14 protein-coding genes are annotated in these 17,286 nt (G+C 73.1%); 1 reads left to right on the forward strand and 13 read right to left on the reverse strand.

What is annotated here, in order from left to right; translation table 11 throughout:
- Nucleotides 1-2: 2 nt before the first annotated feature.
- The 5 genes from ACWCRD_RS20310 to ACWCRD_RS20330 form a co-directional block, all read right to left on the reverse strand.
- A complete protein-coding gene (locus ACWCRD_RS20310; protein ID WP_450967189.1) occupies nucleotides 3-1,664 on the reverse strand; it encodes a VMAP-C domain-containing protein in 1,662 nt (553 codons plus the stop codon).
- Nucleotides 1,661-2,032 (reverse strand): CU044_2847 family protein, encoded by a 372-nt coding sequence (locus ACWCRD_RS20315; RefSeq protein WP_450967190.1) that lies wholly within the window; start codon nucleotides 2,030-2,032, stop codon nucleotides 1,661-1,663. Before ACWCRD_RS20315 ends, ACWCRD_RS20310 begins: the two co-directional genes overlap by 4 nt.
- A 101-nt stretch (nucleotides 2,033-2,133) precedes the next feature.
- Complete coding sequence (locus ACWCRD_RS20320) at nucleotides 2,134-3,591, reverse strand: carboxyl transferase domain-containing protein (protein WP_450967191.1); 1,458 nt, start codon at nucleotides 3,589-3,591, stop codon at nucleotides 2,134-2,136.
- Entirely contained in the window at nucleotides 3,584-5,062 is a 1,479-nt protein-coding gene (locus tag ACWCRD_RS20325; protein WP_450967192.1) for an acyl-CoA synthetase, read from the reverse strand. The genes ACWCRD_RS20320 and ACWCRD_RS20325 overlap by 8 nt, the downstream gene beginning before the upstream one ends.
- A 70-nt stretch (nucleotides 5,063-5,132) precedes the next feature.
- Nucleotides 5,133-6,188 carry a MerR family transcriptional regulator gene (locus tag ACWCRD_RS20330; protein ID WP_450967193.1) on the reverse strand — a complete coding sequence of 352 codons (1,056 nt, stop codon included), beginning with the start codon at nucleotides 6,186-6,188 and terminating at the stop codon, nucleotides 5,133-5,135.
- A gap of 141 nt (nucleotides 6,189-6,329) precedes the next feature.
- Here ACWCRD_RS20330 and ACWCRD_RS20335 point away from each other — a divergent pair, with 141 nt between their 5' ends.
- Nucleotides 6,330-7,205, forward strand: coding sequence for an ATP-grasp domain-containing protein (locus tag ACWCRD_RS20335; RefSeq protein WP_450967363.1), 876 nt, complete (start codon nucleotides 6,330-6,332; stop codon nucleotides 7,203-7,205).
- Here the strand turns inward: ACWCRD_RS20335 and ACWCRD_RS20340 are convergent.
- From ACWCRD_RS20340 to ACWCRD_RS20375, 8 genes are read right to left on the reverse strand one after another with little or no spacing between them, the layout of a single operon-like run.
- Complete coding sequence (locus ACWCRD_RS20340; protein WP_450967194.1) at nucleotides 7,168-7,785, reverse strand: hypothetical protein; 618 nt, start codon at nucleotides 7,783-7,785, stop codon at nucleotides 7,168-7,170. The genes ACWCRD_RS20335 and ACWCRD_RS20340 overlap by 38 nt on opposite strands.
- Nucleotides 7,760-8,599, reverse strand: coding sequence for an FkbM family methyltransferase (locus tag ACWCRD_RS20345; RefSeq protein WP_450967195.1), 840 nt, complete (start codon nucleotides 8,597-8,599; stop codon nucleotides 7,760-7,762). The genes ACWCRD_RS20340 and ACWCRD_RS20345 overlap by 26 nt, the downstream gene beginning before the upstream one ends.
- Nucleotides 8,596-8,820, reverse strand: coding sequence for a Trm112 family protein (locus tag ACWCRD_RS20350; RefSeq protein ID WP_390692085.1), 225 nt, complete (start codon nucleotides 8,818-8,820; stop codon nucleotides 8,596-8,598). The genes ACWCRD_RS20345 and ACWCRD_RS20350 overlap by 4 nt, the downstream gene beginning before the upstream one ends.
- Nucleotides 8,817-9,737: a hypothetical protein gene (locus ACWCRD_RS20355; RefSeq protein WP_450967364.1), complete on the reverse strand. Its 921-nt coding sequence runs from the start codon at nucleotides 9,735-9,737 to the stop codon at nucleotides 8,817-8,819. The genes ACWCRD_RS20350 and ACWCRD_RS20355 overlap by 4 nt, the downstream gene beginning before the upstream one ends.
- 25 nt (nucleotides 9,738-9,762) lie before the next feature.
- Complete coding sequence (locus ACWCRD_RS20360) at nucleotides 9,763-10,512, reverse strand: class I SAM-dependent methyltransferase (RefSeq protein ID WP_450967196.1); 750 nt, start codon at nucleotides 10,510-10,512, stop codon at nucleotides 9,763-9,765.
- Nucleotides 10,509-12,002, reverse strand: coding sequence for a condensation protein (locus ACWCRD_RS20365; RefSeq protein WP_450967197.1), 1,494 nt, complete (start codon nucleotides 12,000-12,002; stop codon nucleotides 10,509-10,511). Before ACWCRD_RS20365 ends, ACWCRD_RS20360 begins: the two co-directional genes overlap by 4 nt.
- A complete protein-coding gene (locus tag ACWCRD_RS20370; RefSeq protein ID WP_450967198.1) occupies nucleotides 11,999-16,465 on the reverse strand; it encodes an alpha-(1->3)-arabinofuranosyltransferase domain-containing protein in 4,467 nt (1,488 codons plus the stop codon). The genes ACWCRD_RS20365 and ACWCRD_RS20370 overlap by 4 nt, the downstream gene beginning before the upstream one ends.
- The gene (locus ACWCRD_RS20375) at nucleotides 16,462-17,283 is read right to left on the reverse strand and encodes a class I SAM-dependent methyltransferase (RefSeq protein WP_450967365.1); all 822 of its coding nucleotides are present in this window, start codon (nucleotides 17,281-17,283) and stop codon (nucleotides 16,462-16,464) included. Before ACWCRD_RS20375 ends, ACWCRD_RS20370 begins: the two co-directional genes overlap by 4 nt.
- Nucleotides 17,284-17,286 lie beyond the last annotated feature (3 nt).

Below are 17,286 nucleotides of genomic sequence, written 5' to 3' on the forward strand. Positions count from 1 at the left end.
GCTCAGGCGACGGGCGAGTGGAGGCTGGCGGCGGGCTCGGGGAAGCAGCGCGGATCGTCCCAGAGAAGCTGTACGTCCCTCGCCCAGTGCTGCTCCGGGTCCTCGTCGGCCTCCGCGGTCTCGCGCAACTCCCTTATGAGGGAGGGGAGTTCTGCGGGCGGGATGCCGGCGACCGAGGCGGCGAGCTCGTCGAGGAAGGCGGTACCGGTGCACGGGGCCTCGTGCCGGGACTCGGCGCAGCCCGTCCGCGGCCACAGCAGCACCGGGACGGGCGTGTTGAGGCCGATCTCGAAGTGGCGCCGGGCGGTGCCGGGCGGGAAGCCGAATCCGGCCAGCTCGGCGTCGTCGTCCCGCAGCCGCTTGCGCAGGCTCGGCGGTTGCTCCGGGGTGCCGCACTCCACGCGGTGCAGCCGCGCCCCGGCACAGGCGTCCAGCTTCTGCCACTTCTTCGCCAGCCGGTGGCGCAGGCCACCGCTGCGGTAGCGGGCCCGGTCCACCACGACGAGGGGGTAGGCGCAGCCCAGCGGAGTGGAGTCGTCGGCACCGCACTCCCACTGCGCCACCGGCTCGTTGAGCCACTCGCGGGGCAGCACGAACGTGATCAGCTCGTCCGCGTCCGGAGCGAGCTGGGTGAACGCCTCGTCGATCCGCTCCTGGACGTAGGCCCGTACGGCGGTGCGCGGCAGCCGCTGCGAGCCCACCCGCCGCCGCTGTCCGCCCCGGTAGGCGGACACCTCCACGGTGACCTGGTCGGCGCCCGCGCCGCTGCGGTCGAGCTCGACGAGGATCGGGGACCAGGCGGACGCGGCGGCGCCGACGTCGGGCGCGTCGAGCAGTTCCGCGAGCCGGTCGGCGAGCCGGGTCGCCGCCTCGGGGTCGGGCACCTCCCACTGCACATAGCCGGTCGCGTCCCACAGCGAGCCGAACCCGCCCTCGGGCAGCGGCGGCCCGAAGGGGCCCACCGCATCGACGTACAGCCGGTCCGGGTCGCAGTCCGCGCCCTCGGCCACCGCCCGCCGCACCAGCGTGTACAGCCGCTTCATCGCATCCGCCCGGTGTTCGGGCGTGGGGACCAGTTCGCCCAGTTCGGGCCAGTAGCGGGCCATCACCTGGGTGGGCAGCATCCGGCCCACCCGTACCTCCCTCGCGCCCGCGATCGCCGAGACCATGCCGACGACCCGGCCGTCTCCCAGGGTCACCGCCGCCCCGCTGAACCCGGCGGCGAGCGGCTGCCCGTGCGCGGTCGCGGCCTCCAGCTGCACCCATTCCCCGGCGATCAGCGTGCTCGACACGGCTCGGTACTGGGCGAGCGTGCCCTCGTCGTACCCGGCCGGGAAGCCGTAGGCCTCCAGCAGCGGCGAGGGCACGCCGTGCTCGGTCCCCGGCGGGGCGAACACGGCCGGGGACAGCGGCACTTCACGGTCCAGCTCCAGTACGGCCAGGTCGCCCGGGTCGGCCGCGGCGCCCTGCCAGCCGCCGTGCACCGCCACCGTGGCGGACAGCGCGCCCAGCTCCATGCGCTGCGGGAACGACACCGTCACGGGCGCCGCGCCGCTCTGCCTGACGACATGGGCGCACGTCAGCACCCGCCGGGCGGAGACGAGGAAACCCGCGCCGACCTCGTTCCCGCACTCGACACGGGCGTGCCAGGCAGCTGTGCTCATGGCCGGCCGGGGTCCGCGGAAGGCGCCTGCGGCGGTTCCGGAGCAGGCTGGGACCGCTCCGGCGACCAGCTGAGCTTCACCACCAGATGCCCCTCCGCGGCGCCCTTCGCGATGACCGCGCCGGTCTCCGCGCTGAGCTTCACCCCGAACTCGAGCTCCACGGTGTCGGGCCTGAGCGAACCGTCCCGGAACACCCTGAGCGCCGACTCGGCCGCCGCCCGCACCCCGTCCAGGGCGTTTTCGAAGGTCCGCGCGGCCAGGACGGGGCCGCCGCCGCGGGAGACGAGCCGGGCGCCGGTCTCGCTCTGCACGCCCTCCACGACGACCCGGGCACCGTCCTCGGTCCTGAACTCCATCAACCCGTCCATGGCTGCCGCTCGCTCCCCCGTGTGCTGTGTGACCTCGCCGAACTTCATTGTTGCCGACGGCGCTTGGCGATGTCCCGGGTTCTGCGGGGACGGGCTGCCGGTCAGGGCCCGACGATGCCCCGGATCACCCCCAGCTCCACCAGGTCCTGCGGCCGGATGCGCAGCTGGTCGGCCGTGGCCTCGACCTCCTGTGCCGGCCGCTTGAGGATCGCGGCCGCCGGCTCGGGTGCGATCACCGAGAAGTAACTGTCCGGTGTGGCCCAGGTGTTGCCTGCCGCCGCCAGTGCCAGTGCGCCGCCGGAGCCGCCCTCGCCGATGACCAGGGTGGTGACCGGGACGCGGGCGGCCGCCACCGCGCCGAACAGCTCCGCGATCGCGGCGCCCGCGCCCTGCCGTTCCGCCTCCGCGTCGTTGGCCGCGCCCGGGGTGTCCACCAGGGTGAGCACCGGGATGCCGAGGCGGTCCGCGAGCCGGACCAGGCGGGTGGCTGTGCGGTAGCCCGCCGGGCGGGTGGGGGTGCCGGTCTGGGCGGCGTAGGCGATGGTGCGGTCCCCGGCTGCGCCGAAGCCGCAGAGGATGCCCTCGGTGTCGGTACCGCCGGAGCGGTCGCCGTGGATCGCTACGCGGTGGGTGAAGTAGGTGTCCAAGTAGGCCTGGGCGCGGGGGCGTTGGGGGGAGCGGGCGCGTTGGACTGCGTCCCAGCCGGTGGTGGGGAGGGTGCTGGTGCCGAGGGCGGCGGGGACGGGTGCGGGCTGGGTGGCGCTGGGGGGACGGGGCGCTTGCCCGCGCGTGCGGGGTGCCGCTGCGCCCACCCGTGCCGCCCCAGCGGCACGACTGCCCGCAGCTACGGCGGTATCAGCCGCGCCGCTGCCCGCAGTTGCAGTGGTCAGCAGCCGGAGCCACAACCCCAGCGTCTCCCGTAGTTCCGTCAAGGGCACCACCGCGTCCGCCGACCCGGCTGCAACCTGTGCCTCCGCCGTATACGCCGACGGGTCCGCGTCCGGCGGTCGTACCCGTGACCCCGCGAAGCCCACCTGTGCTCCCGGCAGGGCGAGGATCACGTCCGCGCCCGCTCCGAGGGTGGCCCAGCCGCCGCCCGTCGTGGGGTCCCTGAGGACGGCGATCTGGGGCAGGCCGGCCTCCCGGGTGAGCGCCGACTGGCGGGCCACGCGCTGGAGTTGGGTGAGGGCGAGCATGCCCTCCTGCATACGGCTGCCACCCGTGGCGACCAGCGGCACGACCGGGAGGCGGTGGGCGCGGGCGTGGCCGTAGGCGGCCTCCAGACGGTCGCCGGTCCGCTCGCCGAGCGAGCCGCCGAGGAAGCCGAACTCGAAGGCGATCAGCACCGCCTGCGTGCCCGCCACCCGGGCGGTGCCGCACACGACCGACTCGCTCTCCCCGGTGAGTTCGACCGCGCGGGCGCGCGAGGCGTCGTAGCCCCGCCAGGCGAGAGGCCCGTCCGGCCTGGACTCCCTTGTCGGATAAGGGAGTTCGGCGAAGGTCGAGGGGTCGGTGACGAGCGCGAGTATCTCGCGGGCGGAGAGGCGGGGCTCAGCCATGGTGCAGTGCCCGCTTCATGATCTTCCCCATGTCGTTGCGGGGGAGGCTCTCCAGGTAGTGGACCACGCGCGGACGCTTGTGGGGGGCGAGGCGGACCGCCACATGGTCCGCCAACTCCTCGGCGGCGGGCGGCGATTGCGGATCGGCCGGCACCACCCATGCCACGATCCGCTCGCCCAGATCCGCATCCGGCTCCCCGGTGACCGCCGCCTCCCGCACCGCCGGATGCTCCAGCAACGCGTTCTCGATCTCACCGGCCCCGATCTTGTAACCCCCGCTCTTGATCAGGTCGGTGGCCTTGCGGCCGACGATCCGGACGTAGCCGTCGGACTCGCGGACGGCCATGTCTCCCGTCCGGAAGAACCCGTCGGCGGTGAACGCGGCGGCCGTGGCGTCGGGCCGGTTCAGATACTCGGTGAACAGGTTCGGGCCGCGCACCTGGATCTCGCCGACGCTCTCGCCGTCGTACGACGTGATCGCCGTCCCGTCCTCCTCCACCAGCCGCAGCTCGACACCGGGCAGCGGCACGCCCACCGTGCCCGCGCGCGGCTCGCCGTCCGCCCGCACGCTCGGCCGGGGGTCCGGGGGTGTCCACCGGGACGAGCACAGCATGAGGGTCTCCGTCATGCCGTACCGCTCGATGACCCGCCGTCCGGTGGCGGCCGCGATGCGCTCGTGGTCGTGGACCGGGAGCGCGGCGGAACCGGAGACCAGCAGCCGGGCCCGTCCGAGGGCCTTCGCCAGCTCCGGCTCCTCGGACAGGGCACCGGCGATCCGGTGGTACATCGTCGGCACCCCGAAGAGCATGGTCGCGCCCTCGTTCAGTTCGCGGGCCACGCCCTCCGTGCTGAACCGCCCCAGGTGGCGGACGGACCCGCCGCGCCGGAGCGGGCCCAGGATGCCCAGCACCAGCCCGTGCACATGGAACAGCGGCAGCCCGTGCACGAGTACGTCGTCGCCGGTCCACTGCCAGGCGTCGGCGAGCGCGTCCAGCGTGGTGGCGATCGCCCGTCGGGGCAGGACGGCACCCTTGGGCGGGCCGGTGGTACCGGAGGTGTAGACGATCAGGGCGGGGTCCTCGTCGCCGAAGGAGGGCGCGGGAGCGGGGCTTGCGGTGCCGGTCACGTCGACGTCGAGTCGCGGCAACTCCAGTACAGCGGAGGGGAGTTCGTCATCGACGGCCGCGAGCACCACCGAGGGTGCACTGTCGGACAGGATGTGCCCGAGCTCCTTCTCGCCCGACTTCGGGTTGAGCGGTACGGCGGCCGCCCCGGCCCGCAGTGCCGCCACCACGGCCACCGCGGTCTCCAGCGCCGGCGTGGCCCAGATCGCGACCCGTCCGCCGCGCGGGAGCCGGGCCGCCAGGGCACCGGTCGCGGCGGCGAGCCCGGCGTACGTAAGGGACCGTTCGCCGAAGCGCAGAGCCACCCGCTCGCTCGGGCTCTCCAGGGCGGGAAAGAGAGAGGACACGCGATGCACTCCATCCGTCAGGGCAGGAACGACACCCTCGTTCCTACACCAGCCGCCCCGCCGGCGACGATCAGGAGGCCTCCCGCACCACGTCCGCCACCACACAGCTCACGTTGTCCGGACCCCCGGCCTCGTTCGCCGCGTCCACGAGGGCCCTTACGGCCACGTCCGGGGCACCGGCGGAGAGAAGCTCCCGTATACGGGCGTCGGGGAGCACGGTGGGCAGGCCGTCGGAGCACAGGAGGTAGCGGTCGCCGGGGGCGGCGTCGTGCAGACGCAGATCCGGGGTGCCGGTGCCGAGGGCCTTGAACAGGAGGGTGCGCTGCGGGTGGGCCGTGGCCTCCTCCTCGGTCAGGCGGCCCTCGTCGATCAGCGACTGGACCACCGTGTGGTCGTGGGTGATACGGAACAGCTCCCCGTCGCGCAGCAGATAGGCGCGGGAGTCGCCGATGTGGACGAGGGCGAGGCGGGAGCCTGTCCAGAGCAGGGCGGTGAGGGTCGTGCCGTTGGCGTCGGGGTCGTCCGTCGCGTCCCGGACCGCCTCGGTCGCTCCCCGCACGGCGTCCTCCAGGAGGTTGAGGACACCGCCCGCCGGCACCTCCTCCGTGTCCAGGAACCTGAGCGCCTCGACGGCCGCGCTGCTCGCGGGCGCACCGGCCGGCCCGAACCCGTCGGCGACGGCGAGCAGCCGCGTGCCCGCATAGGCCGTGTCCTGGTTGGCGGGCCGCACCCGGCCGCGGTCGGAGTGGGCGAAGTACCGCAGTTCCAGCATGGTGGTGTCCTTCCTGGTTTCTTCCGTCAGGTGATCCACGAGGAACGCGGCGAGATCCCGCCGTACCGCCGTCTCGGCCTCCACCCGCGCCCAGTACGCGCGGATCTCCCGGGCGGCGGCCCCCGGTTCGAGAGCGCACACCTCCCGGATCCGGGCCAGCGGCATGCCCAGCCGCCGCAGCCACGCCACCAGCCGGGCCTGCTCCAGCTGACCGAGGGCGTAGTAGCGGTAGCCGGTGTGCGGATCGACCCGGGCCGGGCGCAGCAGCTCCAGCTCGTCGTAGAGGCGAAGAGCCTTCGGCGAGAGCCGGCAGGCCCGTGCGAACGCACCGATCGTGAGCATGTCCCTGCGCATCCGGCAGTCCTCCCCGTGTTCCTTGCACCGATGCTGCGGCTTCACCGAAGGGGAAGGTCAATCCGGTTGCTTCGGTTGCGGGGACCATGCGTAGCCTGCGAAGCGACTGACCGCCGTATGACGTACGAACTGGAGTCCGCCGTGCCCCGAGTCGCACTCGCCACCTACGACCCCGGCGCACAGCCGAGCAAGGACCGCGACCTGCCCGTGCTGGTGCAGGCCCTGCGGGCCGCCGGAGCCGGGGCCGTCGCCGTCCCGTGGGACGACCCCGACACCGACTGGAGCGGCTTCGACCTCGTCGTCATCCGGTCGACCTGGGACTACAGCTGGCGGGCGGACGAATTCGTGGCGTGGGCCGAGAAGTGCGCCGCGGTCACCCGGCTGGCCAACCCGGCCGAGGTCGTGCGCTGGAACACCGACAAGCGGTACCTCGGGGACCTGGCGGCGGCGGGAGTGCCCGTCGTCCCCACCCGCTACCTCGCACCCGGCGACGCACCCGACCTCCCCGACGACCACGAGTACGTCATCAAGCCGACCTCCGGCGCGGGCGCCCGGTACGCCGCCCGCTACACGCCCCACGACCACGACACGGCCGTACGACACCTCGCGCGCATGCACGAGGAGGGGCTGACCGCGATCGTCCAGCCGTATCTGTCCGGCATCGACGTCAGCGGCGAGCGGGCCCTGCAGTTCTTCGGCGGCCGCTTCCTGCACGCCAGCCGGAAGGGCGCCGTACTGGCACCGGGCACGGCGTACGACGCCACCAAGGTGGCCCATCCGGACCTGGTCGCGTGGACCCCGGCCCCGGCCGAACTCGCGGTCGCCGAGCGCGCGTTGGCCGCCGTACCGGATGCCCCCGAGTTGCTGTACGCGCGCGTGGACCTGGTCGACGGGGCGGACGGGGAGCCACGGCTGATGGAGCTGGAGCTGGTCGAGCCGAATCTGTTTCTTGATCTGCATCCGGGGTCGGTGGCGGTGGTCAGGGACGCGGTTCTGGCGATGGCGGCCGGTCGCTGACCGCCACCCGCTGCAACAGCCCCCAGGTGAACTCGGCGGCCACTTTCCGTTGCACCCCCTGTCCGTCCGGCGCCGTGAACGCCAGTCCCCACCGCGTGGGCGCCGTGCCCTCCAGTGGGCGGGCGGGGGCGAAGGCGCGGGCTGCCTCGTCGACCGTGCAGGACCAGGGGGTGAGGTCCTCCAGCGTGCGCAGGGGCGGGCCGGGGGTGCCCGGGGCGCGGACCAGCCATTCGTTCCAGACGGCGCCGTCCGGGGCGAGGAGTGCCTCGAAGCGCAGGTCCGGCCAGAGGGGAACGGGCCAGAGCAGGGCCTCGCAGTCCAGGTCGCCGACCTTGCGGGTGATCGTCGACTCGGGGGCGCCCAGGATCGAGCGGTAGCGGGAGGCGGCGCGCGAACGCGGCGAGTGCAGCATCGACTGCCAGCGCTTGTTGGCCTCCCTCATGTCGGCGATGGAGACGCCCAGCTCGCGGCGGGCGTCCTCCACCAGGTCCGGGTTGTGGTCGGCCATGCGGCGCAGCAGGACCAGCTGGAAGTCGAGGGGCGTGAAGGGGTGGCTAGCGGGGCGCTTCGCGGACGGCATGCCTCCCATCGTCGCGCACCGCGCCGAGATCGCCGGGACGGCGGCCGTCCGGGAGGAAGAGGACCGAGTTGACGTAGCGCGGGTGCTTGCGGAAGGGCAGGACGCGGCCCAGCAGGCCCTGGGCGACGACGTGCGAGGTGCTCTCCTGATGGGCCTCCAAGGGGAACTTCGCCAGCGGCACCCAGCTCGATCCGGGCAGCACCCAGCCCTCGTAGCGCAGGAGGGAGAGATAGGTGACGACCGGTGTGATCGGTTGGATCCGGGACTCCAGCTCGACGAAGAGGGCCGGGCGGTCGCGGGCCAGCAGGCCCGTGGCGCCGCGCAGGACCGCGAGCTCGTGGCCGTCCACATCGATCTTGATGAAGTCGACGTCCCGCAGGCCGAGTTCGTCGAGGGTGACGCAGGGGACGTGCAGGGCCCGGGCGTGGATGTCGCGGCGGACCAGCGAGGACACGCCCCGGTCGCCCGCGTCGTCCGGCGGGAGCCAGAGGCGGGCGGTGCCGGGGCGGTCGGAGGCGGCGGCCTGGACGACACGGACGTTCGGCGGCCCGGCGGAGGTGAGCAGGCGGGCCAGATGGGGGACCGGTTCGACGGTCACCACCTGGCGGGCGCGGGTGGCCAGGCGCCGGGTCCAGGGGCCGTACCAGCCGCCGACGTCCACGGCGGTGCCGCAGCCGGGCGGGCACAGGTCGGCGAGCCGGGCCAGCTCGGGCTCGAAGCGCGGGTAGACCGCCCGGGCGGCGGCGGCCACCACACGGACGGGCAGGAGCGGGGCCAGCCGGGCGGCCAGGGTGCGGGGCGGGGGCGCGGTCACTGGGCCATCCGTTTGAGCAAGGCCTCGTGCTCGTCGTCCGACACCTGCTCCCCGGACGACGGCAGCAGCTGCGGGATGCCGTCGACGATCGGGTAACGGCGATGCAGGCGCGGGTTGTACAGGGCCTCGGGGACGGTCGGGCCGTCCGGCCTCACGAGGTGCAGCGGGCCCTTGTCGAGCGGGCACGCCAGGATCCGCAGCAGCGGGTCGTCGGGGTTCATGGAGGGGTCAACTCCTTGGTGGCGATGGGGGGTTGGGGAGGCGCCAAAGGTGCGGGCTGGTCGTGTCTGGGCATGGCCAGCAGAACGGAGACGGCGAGGACCGTGCCCGCCAGGCGCAGGGCGAGGCGCAGCGGGTCGTGCGGGAGCGCCTCGCCGAAGGAGAGGGTGCCGAGTACGGCCGTGTAGAGACAGGTCACCGTCGTGCACACCGGCACGATCAGCGAGGCCCGGCAGCGCTGCAGCGCGGCCTGCGACATCACCAGGCCGAACGCGCCGGTGAACAGGAGGAGATACGGGTACGGGGACTTGAGCAGGCCGATCACGGCACCGACCGGCCCGCTCGACGTCAGGTAGCTCGACACGCCCTTGATGGCGAGCGAGCTGACCCCGTACAGCACCCCGACGGCCACCCCGTACTCCACGCCCGTCGTCGGTGCGCGGTGGCGGTGGCGGGTGCGTCGCTCAGCGGCGCCGTACAGCCACACACCGCCCGCCAGCGACGGCACGCACACCAGCAGGATCAGCTGGTACGGGGCGCTGCGGCTGACCGTGTCCGAGCCCTCCTTGAGGGAGAGCACGACCATCAGCAGCGCGGCGAGGATCGCACCGAGCGCATACCGTTCCCGCCCGGTCGTCTCCTCGCCCAGCAGCCGGGCGGACAGCAGGACGAGAAGCACCAGACCGGAGACGAAGATGCCCTGGGCGGCGGCGATCGGCAGCGTCCGGTAGACGACGAGCTGCGCACCGAAACCGGAGGCGAGGGCGAGTGAACCGCCGATCCACAGCGGGCTGCCCAGCACCAGCCTGAGCAGCCGGGCGGGGTTGCGGATCGTCACCTCCGGCAGCGAGGTGAGCGCCCGTTTCTCCAGGACGAAACCGAGGCTGTACAGGGTGTTCGCCAGCAGTGCCGCGGCCACTCCCCACCACATGACGTGCCCCCCTCTACGTCTTGGTCTTGCGCGCGTGCAGGAGAAGGATCGAGGCGAGCGAGGGTCTGGAGCAGGCCAGCCGGTCGAGAGGACGGAGAGGTCGGGGCACGCCGTGGAAGGGGGCGCCTTTGACGTCCACGATCTCGAAGCCGGACGCGGCGACGAACTCCCGCAGCGCACGGGCGGTGTACAGCCGCAGGTGTCCCACCACCTCCGTGCCCGGCCGCCCGTGGATCGCCCGCAGGCTGACCTCGGAGAAGACGGGTTGTACGCCGGCCAGCAGCAGGGCGCGGTTGTACCAGGCGGCCAGGTTCGGGGTGGAGAGCATCAGGTGGCCGCCCGGGCGCAGGACGCGGTGGATCTCGTCGAGGGCGGTGTCCGGGTCGACCAGGTGCTCGATCACCTCGCTGAACAGCACGGCGTCGGCGGAGGCGGCCTGGAACGGGAGGCCGCCGTCGGTGAGTTCACCGCGGATGGCGTACGACAGGTGGGTGCGGGCCCGTTTCAGGGCGTCCTGGGACCAGTCGACGCCGATGATGCGGTGGCCGGTCAGCAGCGGGGCCGCGGTGGCTGCCGCGGTGCCGTCGCCGCAGCCGATGTCGAGGATGGTGCGGGGTGCGCCGGTGGCCGCCGGGCCGAGGGCGGCGGCCAGCATCCGGGCCTGGCGGAGGCTGCGGGGGGTGCCGGAGGCGACCGGGACGGCGGGGTCCTCGTAGAAGTCACGCAGCTCGGGGCGGTGCACGGGGGCGGTGGTCGCGTTCACGGGCTCACCTCCGTGGAGTGCAGATAGTGCTCGAAGAGATCGCGCAGGTGCGCGCCGTCGCCGTGGCTGAGCAGAGCGCGGGACCAGCGCAGGGCGAGATGGAGGCGGCCCGCGGTGGAGGCGGTGGTGACGGTGAGACCGCGGGGCATACGGGCCGGCGCCGAGAACCAGACCGCGTGCGCGCGGCCCGCCTCCTCGCCGAAGTCCAGCGGGTACGGGATGCGGCCGATGTTGCTGAGGAGCGTCGTCGACGTCCAGGGCGCGGCGGCTCTGCGCAGGCCCCGGGTGAGGGCGGCGCGCCAGGCCACGGGGGTGACGGGGGCGGTGAGGAGGGCTGCGCCGTGGCCCAGTTGGGGGCGGGGGAGGGATTTGAGGGCGCGTGTGCGGGTCGCCGTGCGGCGCAGCAGGGCGGGCATGTCGATGGGGTCGTGGGCGACCAACTCCTCGGGCGAGAAGGGGACTTCGACCAGGCGGGTGCCGTTGCCGATGGGCATCGTGGCGTCTCGGGGGCGGTCGTCCACGGGCATGGTGATGCGCAGGGGGCGGGAGGTTGCTCCGTGTTCTCTGTTCCAGTGGGCGATGGTGAGGGCTGTGGTGACCATGAGCTGGTCGTTCACCGTGTAGGGGGAGCCCTTGGGGCGGTGGGGGAGGGGGAGTTCGGTGACGAGCATGCCGTTGCCGGGGGAGGGCTCGGGGGTGCCTTGGGCCACCCTGGCGGGTGGGGACCAGTTGGACGGGGTGTCCATGGGGGGCTGGGGGGTTGTGTCGGGGGTGCGGGTGGGGGGTGCGGTGGGGTCGTTGTTGCGGCCGCCGTAGATTTCCGCGGCCGTTGCCAGGACTCGGAGGCAGGCGGGGCCGTCCAGGGCGGTGTGGTTGATGGTGAGGAAGAGGACGGTGCCGGTGCCTTGTGCGTTGCCGGCGGTGTTGCCGACAGGGGGCGGGGACGGTGGCCGGCGCGTGCCGGGTGCCGCTGCGCCCACCCGTGCCGCCCCAGCGGCACGACTGCCCGCAGCTGCGGCAGCTGCGGCGGTGTCGGCGCCCGCGCCCGCAGCTGCGGGCGTAGTGCCGACCGCGTCTGTTGCCTCGCTGCCCTCCGCCGGTCCCGCCCCCTCCACCACCTCCAGTCGTATCGGTGGTGACAACGTCAGCGGCGGAGCCGTTGTCAGGGCCCGGGTTCGGACGTCCCGCAAGGCGGATGGGCCTGCCCGCAGGAAGGCCACCACCTCTGTGTCCGGGGCGGTCGTCAGTTCCCACTCGTAGCGGCGGCGGTACCAGGGGCCCGAGGCCTCGCGCATCAGGATGCGGGGGTGGCGGTGGAGGGCCTCCGCGAAGGCTGTGCGGAGGCGGTCGCGGTTCAGGCGGCCCGGCAGGTGGACCTCGATGTGGACCGTTTCCGGTTCCTCCTCCTGGAGGCAGTGCCGGGCGACCTCGTCGACGACGGGGAAGGGGATGCGGCCGTCGGCGCGGACGGCGTCTTCGAGTGCGGTCACGTGGGTTCGTCCCTCCCCCTGGGGGCTTTTGGCTGCTCGGGCGGAGTCGGCCGGAACTTCGGTTTGCGGAACTGGATCCGCGCGGTCGGCGGGTCGGGATCGGGCCCGCCGGGGCCGCGTGCCGAGACGGTCGGCCCGGCGTCGGGAGGCGGGGCGGACGCCTCGTTCATCGGGCTGGATGCGGCGGTGTCACCCTCGACCGCCCCGCCGCCATGCCCGCTGCGGGGCCGCGGCCCGCTCGCCCCGCGCAGCCGTCGCGGCAGCGACTGCGTCGGCGCCTCGGAACGGGAGGAGCCGGGCGGTACGCCGGTCGCCGGAACCGGCGGCAGCACCGCCGTGGACCCCGGTCCCTCGTCGGGCTCCCGTACGCTCACCACGCCCGCGAACAGCCCGACCAGCGCGAGCAGTTGGGCCGTATGGCCGAAGGCGCCCTCGCCCGCGCCCACGGGCTCCCTGGCTCCCGTGGCCGCCGCGATCCCGGCCCCCGCGAGGGCGGCGAACGCGACCGGCACGAGCAGCGCGTGCCGCCGGTACGCCAGCAGCGCCAGCGCCGGCACCAGCAGCGCGAACCAGCCGGCGATCAGCACGCCCACCACCGTCAGGGCCACCGTGCCGAGCCAGATCCCGGGAAGCGGCGGTACCGGCTGCGGCGGGTCGGGGTTCGGCGCGCGGCGGCGCCAGACCACCAGCCCGACCAGGACGGCCAGGCCCACCGCACCGCCGATCAGCCCGCCCTGGTAGGTCGTGGCGGGCTCGTACGACAGCTTGACGGTGCCGCCCGCCCCGGCCGGGATCCGCCAGCCCTGCTGCCAGCCGTCGAGGCGGACCGCGGTCAGTTCCCTGCCGCCCAGGGTGGCCTTCCAGCCGTCGTTGTAGTTCTCGTACGTCGTCAGATAGGTGGCTGCCCCGGAGCCGACCGTCACCTCGCGGCGGTCGCCCAGCCAGTCCTGTATCCGCAGCCCGCGACCCACCTCGGCGGAAGATGTGACACTTCCACGTGTAAGTGTTACATCCGTGAGCGTGAGGGGGCCCGCGTCTCCCGCCTCGACCCGGTGGGCGCCGGCCGTCAGCTCCAGCTCGCCGTCGGCGCGGCCGTGCTGGCAGAGCGTCACATCGACCGTCCGGCGCTCCGTCAGGTCGCGTACCGTCCCCTTCGCGCTGGTCTGGTACAGCTTGCCGTCCACCGCCACGTCCGGCCCCTGCCCGCACGGCAGCGAGAAGGTGCGGGAGCTGCCGGGCTGCGGGGTGCGGTACTGGTCGAGCGCCGGGATGTACGCCTCGCTCAGGCCCACCGGCAGCTGCAGGTCCTCGTCGGCGACCGGGTTGTGCAGGGTCAGGGGCGCGGTCTCGGTGATCGTGATGTCCAGGTGGTCGGTGGTGATCGGGTCGAAGCGGGTCACGCCGTTCTCGTCGACGCCGGCGATGGTCGCGCCGTCGGGGGAGCTGATGTCCACCTGGGTGGGACGGGTCGACAGGCCGCCCGCGGGCGCCAGCACGATCTCCCCCACCGGCTGTTTGCCGCTCCAGCTCAGATGGATCGTCGGCCGGTCGCCCGCGATCCACGCCGTGGTCAGATCACCGTCGGTGAGGTTGCGCGCCGACAGGCCCGCACCGAGGGCCGCCGTGGAGTCGGCGGTGGCCACGATGCGGTCCTGCTGGTCGGGGGCGACCTCGTAGAGCAGCTTGTCCAGCGCCTCGCCGCTGACCGGCACGGCGCCCGCCTTCACCTCGTACGTCCCCGCCGTGGCCGTGGTGAAGCGGCGGTGGAGGCCCGCCTCGGTGCCGGTCGCGGAGAGGCCGGTGGGGTCGGGCGTGCGGTGCAGGGAGATCAGCGTGGCGGCGGCGTCGGAGTCGTCCGCGTCCGTCGGCAGCCGCAGCAGCCGGGTCACCTGGACGTGCGGAAGGGCGATCTCGGAGAAGCCCGCCCCCGTCAGACCCGAGCGGCGCTCCACCGAGTCGACGATCGTCAGCTTCATCCAACTGGTCGAGCCCGCCGGTGCCTTGATGCTCTGCGTCTGGCCGTTCGGCCGCAGGAAACTGGTCCGGGACCCCTTCTCGGTCTCCACCCGCACCTTCGTCGCGGCCGACCGCACACTCTCCTGCGGCAGCGGGGTCACCTTGAACGAGGACGGCATGTCGTACGAGTCGGTGAAGCCGATCCGCAGCCACTGCCCGTCCGCCGAGCCGGGTGCGCCCTCCGCCCAGGCCGTGTCCGGGTTGCCGTCGAAGGCGTTCACCGGGTCGTACTGCGGGAGGTGGAAGAGCCAGTTGCCGCTGGAGGACGCGGTCACCGAGCGGGCGCCGCGCAGTTGGGCGACCGTCTGGTGGTCGAGCCCCTTGGTCGGCAGGATCTGGTGCGGTTGCTTCCCCGCGTCCTGCACGGCGTCCGGGGCGTTGCGCTCGGAACTGGTGTACGTGTACGAGGTGTTGCCGCTGACCAGCCCGAACCGTGTGTCCGCGCGCCGCAGCCCGTCGCCGACCACCTGGAGCGGCGGGGAGCCCAGCCCGGGGTGGTTGTCGCCGGTCAGCACGGTCGCACGGCCGCGCAGTTCGGAGGCGAGCGGCAGCAGGGCCTCGGGTCCGCCGGAGACGACCGCGGTGTCGGAGACCGGCAGCAGGTGCGCCTGGCCCGGTCGCGGGACGTCCTTGTCCGTGGGTTCGTAGATCTCGACCGCCCGCTGCCGCGGATAGAGCCCTTCCACCTGCAACGGCGCGTCATGGGCGATCCGGCCGCCGGTCATGACCGGCCCGAACCCGGTCACCCGGACGTACCCCGACTGCTCCAGGGTCCGCTTCACCGTCGTGGTCGGCACGGCGCCGATCTGGTCGGGATCGAGGTCGTTGCGTACGACGACGTAGTAGATCCCCGCCCGGCTCAGATAGTCGGCAAGCCCCGGCACATCGCTCCCGGAGGCCAGCGCGTCCTGAACCGCGTCCATCGCCCGCCGGTTGCCGGGGGTGCCGAAGGGGACGTAATCCCTCTGAGCCCAGCGGGACTTGGCGAGGACGTCGAGGGGCTGGTCGATGGGGGAGCCCCAGGTGTAGATGCCGTGCGAGGTGGCCGGGACGACCAGGGCGCGGGAGTCGGGCGAGTACTTCTCCAGCCAACCGGCCGTGGTCTTCCAGTACTTGGGAAGCTCCTGGAAGGACCCCGGGTTGAGGATCGAGCCGTTGAGATACGGCCACATCAGCCCCGGCATGATCAGCACCGCGGCGACCAGCGGGGCGAACCGGCGCCCGCGCACCGGCCGCGCACCCCGCGGCTCGGCCGCGATGCCCACCACATGCGCGAGCCCCAGCACCAGCGCCAGAGCCAGCCCCGTCTGGAACTTGTAGATGTTCCGGAAGGGAACGAGCCCGCCGTTCAGCCAGTCCTGCACGACCCCGTGGAAGGGAGCGCCGAACGCCCCGCCGTACCCGGCGAGCAGCACCAGAGCCGTGGAGATCACGGTCAGCACCAGCCACCGCCGCTCCGGCATGTCCCGTCTCGCGAGCCCCGCGAGACCGAGCCCCGCGGCGAGTGCCGAACACACGACGACGATCACCGACGCGGCGACCGTCCACCCGGCCGGCAGCCAGGCCTGCCCGAAGTGCAGATAGGCCACCCAGTTGCCGGCCCCGCGCAGCGCCTCCGTCCCCGACATGGTGGCCGTCGTGGTCTGCGAAGTCTCCACGTACGGAAGGAAGTTCTCACCGTAGACCCCGAGCATGAGCAGCGGTATCCACCACCAGGCGGTCGCCACGATCACCCCCGGCACCCACCAGGCGATCAGCTTGCGCTGCCGTGGCCCGGGCGGGCGGGAGAGCAGATACAGCCCGACCGGCAGCAGCGAGGCCAGTGTGGAGGCGCCGTTGACGCCGCCCATGAAGGGCACGACCAGCGCCGAGCGCAGGGCGGCGATGCGGGCGCTGTACCGCTCGTTCGCCAGCGGCAGCAGCACCCAGGGCAGAAAGGCACCCGGCAGCGCGGCCGCGGACGTCGACCCGACGACGATGGTGAAGACGGGCCACAGCGCATACGCGACCCCCGCGAGCAGCCGCGCCCCACTGCTCCCCACCCGCAGCCGCTCGGCCAGCCGCAGCGCCCCCCAGAAGGCGACGGACACGATCAGCGACAGCCACAGCCGCTCCGCCAGCCACACGGGCAGACTGATCGCGTGGCACAGCCAGTAGAACGGCAGCATCGGCCACAGATAGCCGGCGTACTGGTCCTGGATGCCTCCGAAGCTGCCCTGGTCGTGCCAGAGCTGCCCCAGACCGGAGAAGAAGGCACCCGGGTCGACCGTCACACCCAGCTTGGTGTCGAAGGTCTGCCGCCCCGGGTGCACCACCAGGAACAGCAGCAACGCCACGGCCCAGAACCCCACCAGCCAGCGCCGCGACCGCGGGCCCTCCGGCGGGCCCGAGGTGGCCGCGGTGGTGTGGACGGCTGCCGGAGGAGGGGCCTGGACCGTGGTCGTCATGGGGGACACCGCCGGAGGATGAGGAGAAGGTTCCAGGTGGCCACCTCACGTATCCCCGGCGCTTTGACGACGGTCTCCGCGAGGAAGGGCCAGTAGCGGGAGCGCGCCGAGACGACCGTGACGTCGTCACGGGCGCGCACCTGCCGCAGGGTGGCGCCGATGTGCACGGCGAAGAGGTTCTCGCCGAGGGTGTGCTTGGCGGGCTTTCCGGTACGCCGCCGGTAGCGGGCGCGGGCCCGCTCGGCACCGAAGTAGTGCCACGGCGCCCACTCGTGACCGCCCCATGGGGACAGCCAGTTGGTGAACGACACATAGATCAGCCCACCGGGCCGCGTCACCCGGGCGAGTTCGCTGAGGAACGTCTGCGGATCGGCGACATGCTCCAGCACATTGGAGGAGAAGGTCACGTCCGCGGCACCGTCCCGCAAGGGCAACAGATACCCGTCGGCGATCACGGACCCGTCGGGCGGCTTCTCACCGAGTTCCTGTACGTCGGGCTCGAACAGGTAGGCGTTGGCGCCCCGTCTGCGGAACTCCTCCGTGAAGTACCCGCCCCCGCCACCGACGTCCACGACGGTCCGGCCGATGACGGCCCCGTCGTAGGCCTCGACTTGATCGGCGGCGTCACGGGCCAGCAACTCGTAGCAGGACTCGGGGTCGTCCTGCTCATGCCGAAAGGCCCGAAAGAGCGCGAGGGACCGCCGAAAGGAGGGATCCTCAAAGCCGCGGGGGACAGGAGCGCCCCCAAAGGGGCGCGGGGCTGTGTTGAATTTGCGGCTACCGCCGCGTGCGCGCGACCAGCCACGACGAACCCGCAGCCA

The sequence above is a fragment of the Streptomyces sp. NPDC002092 genome (genome assembly GCF_053593775.1).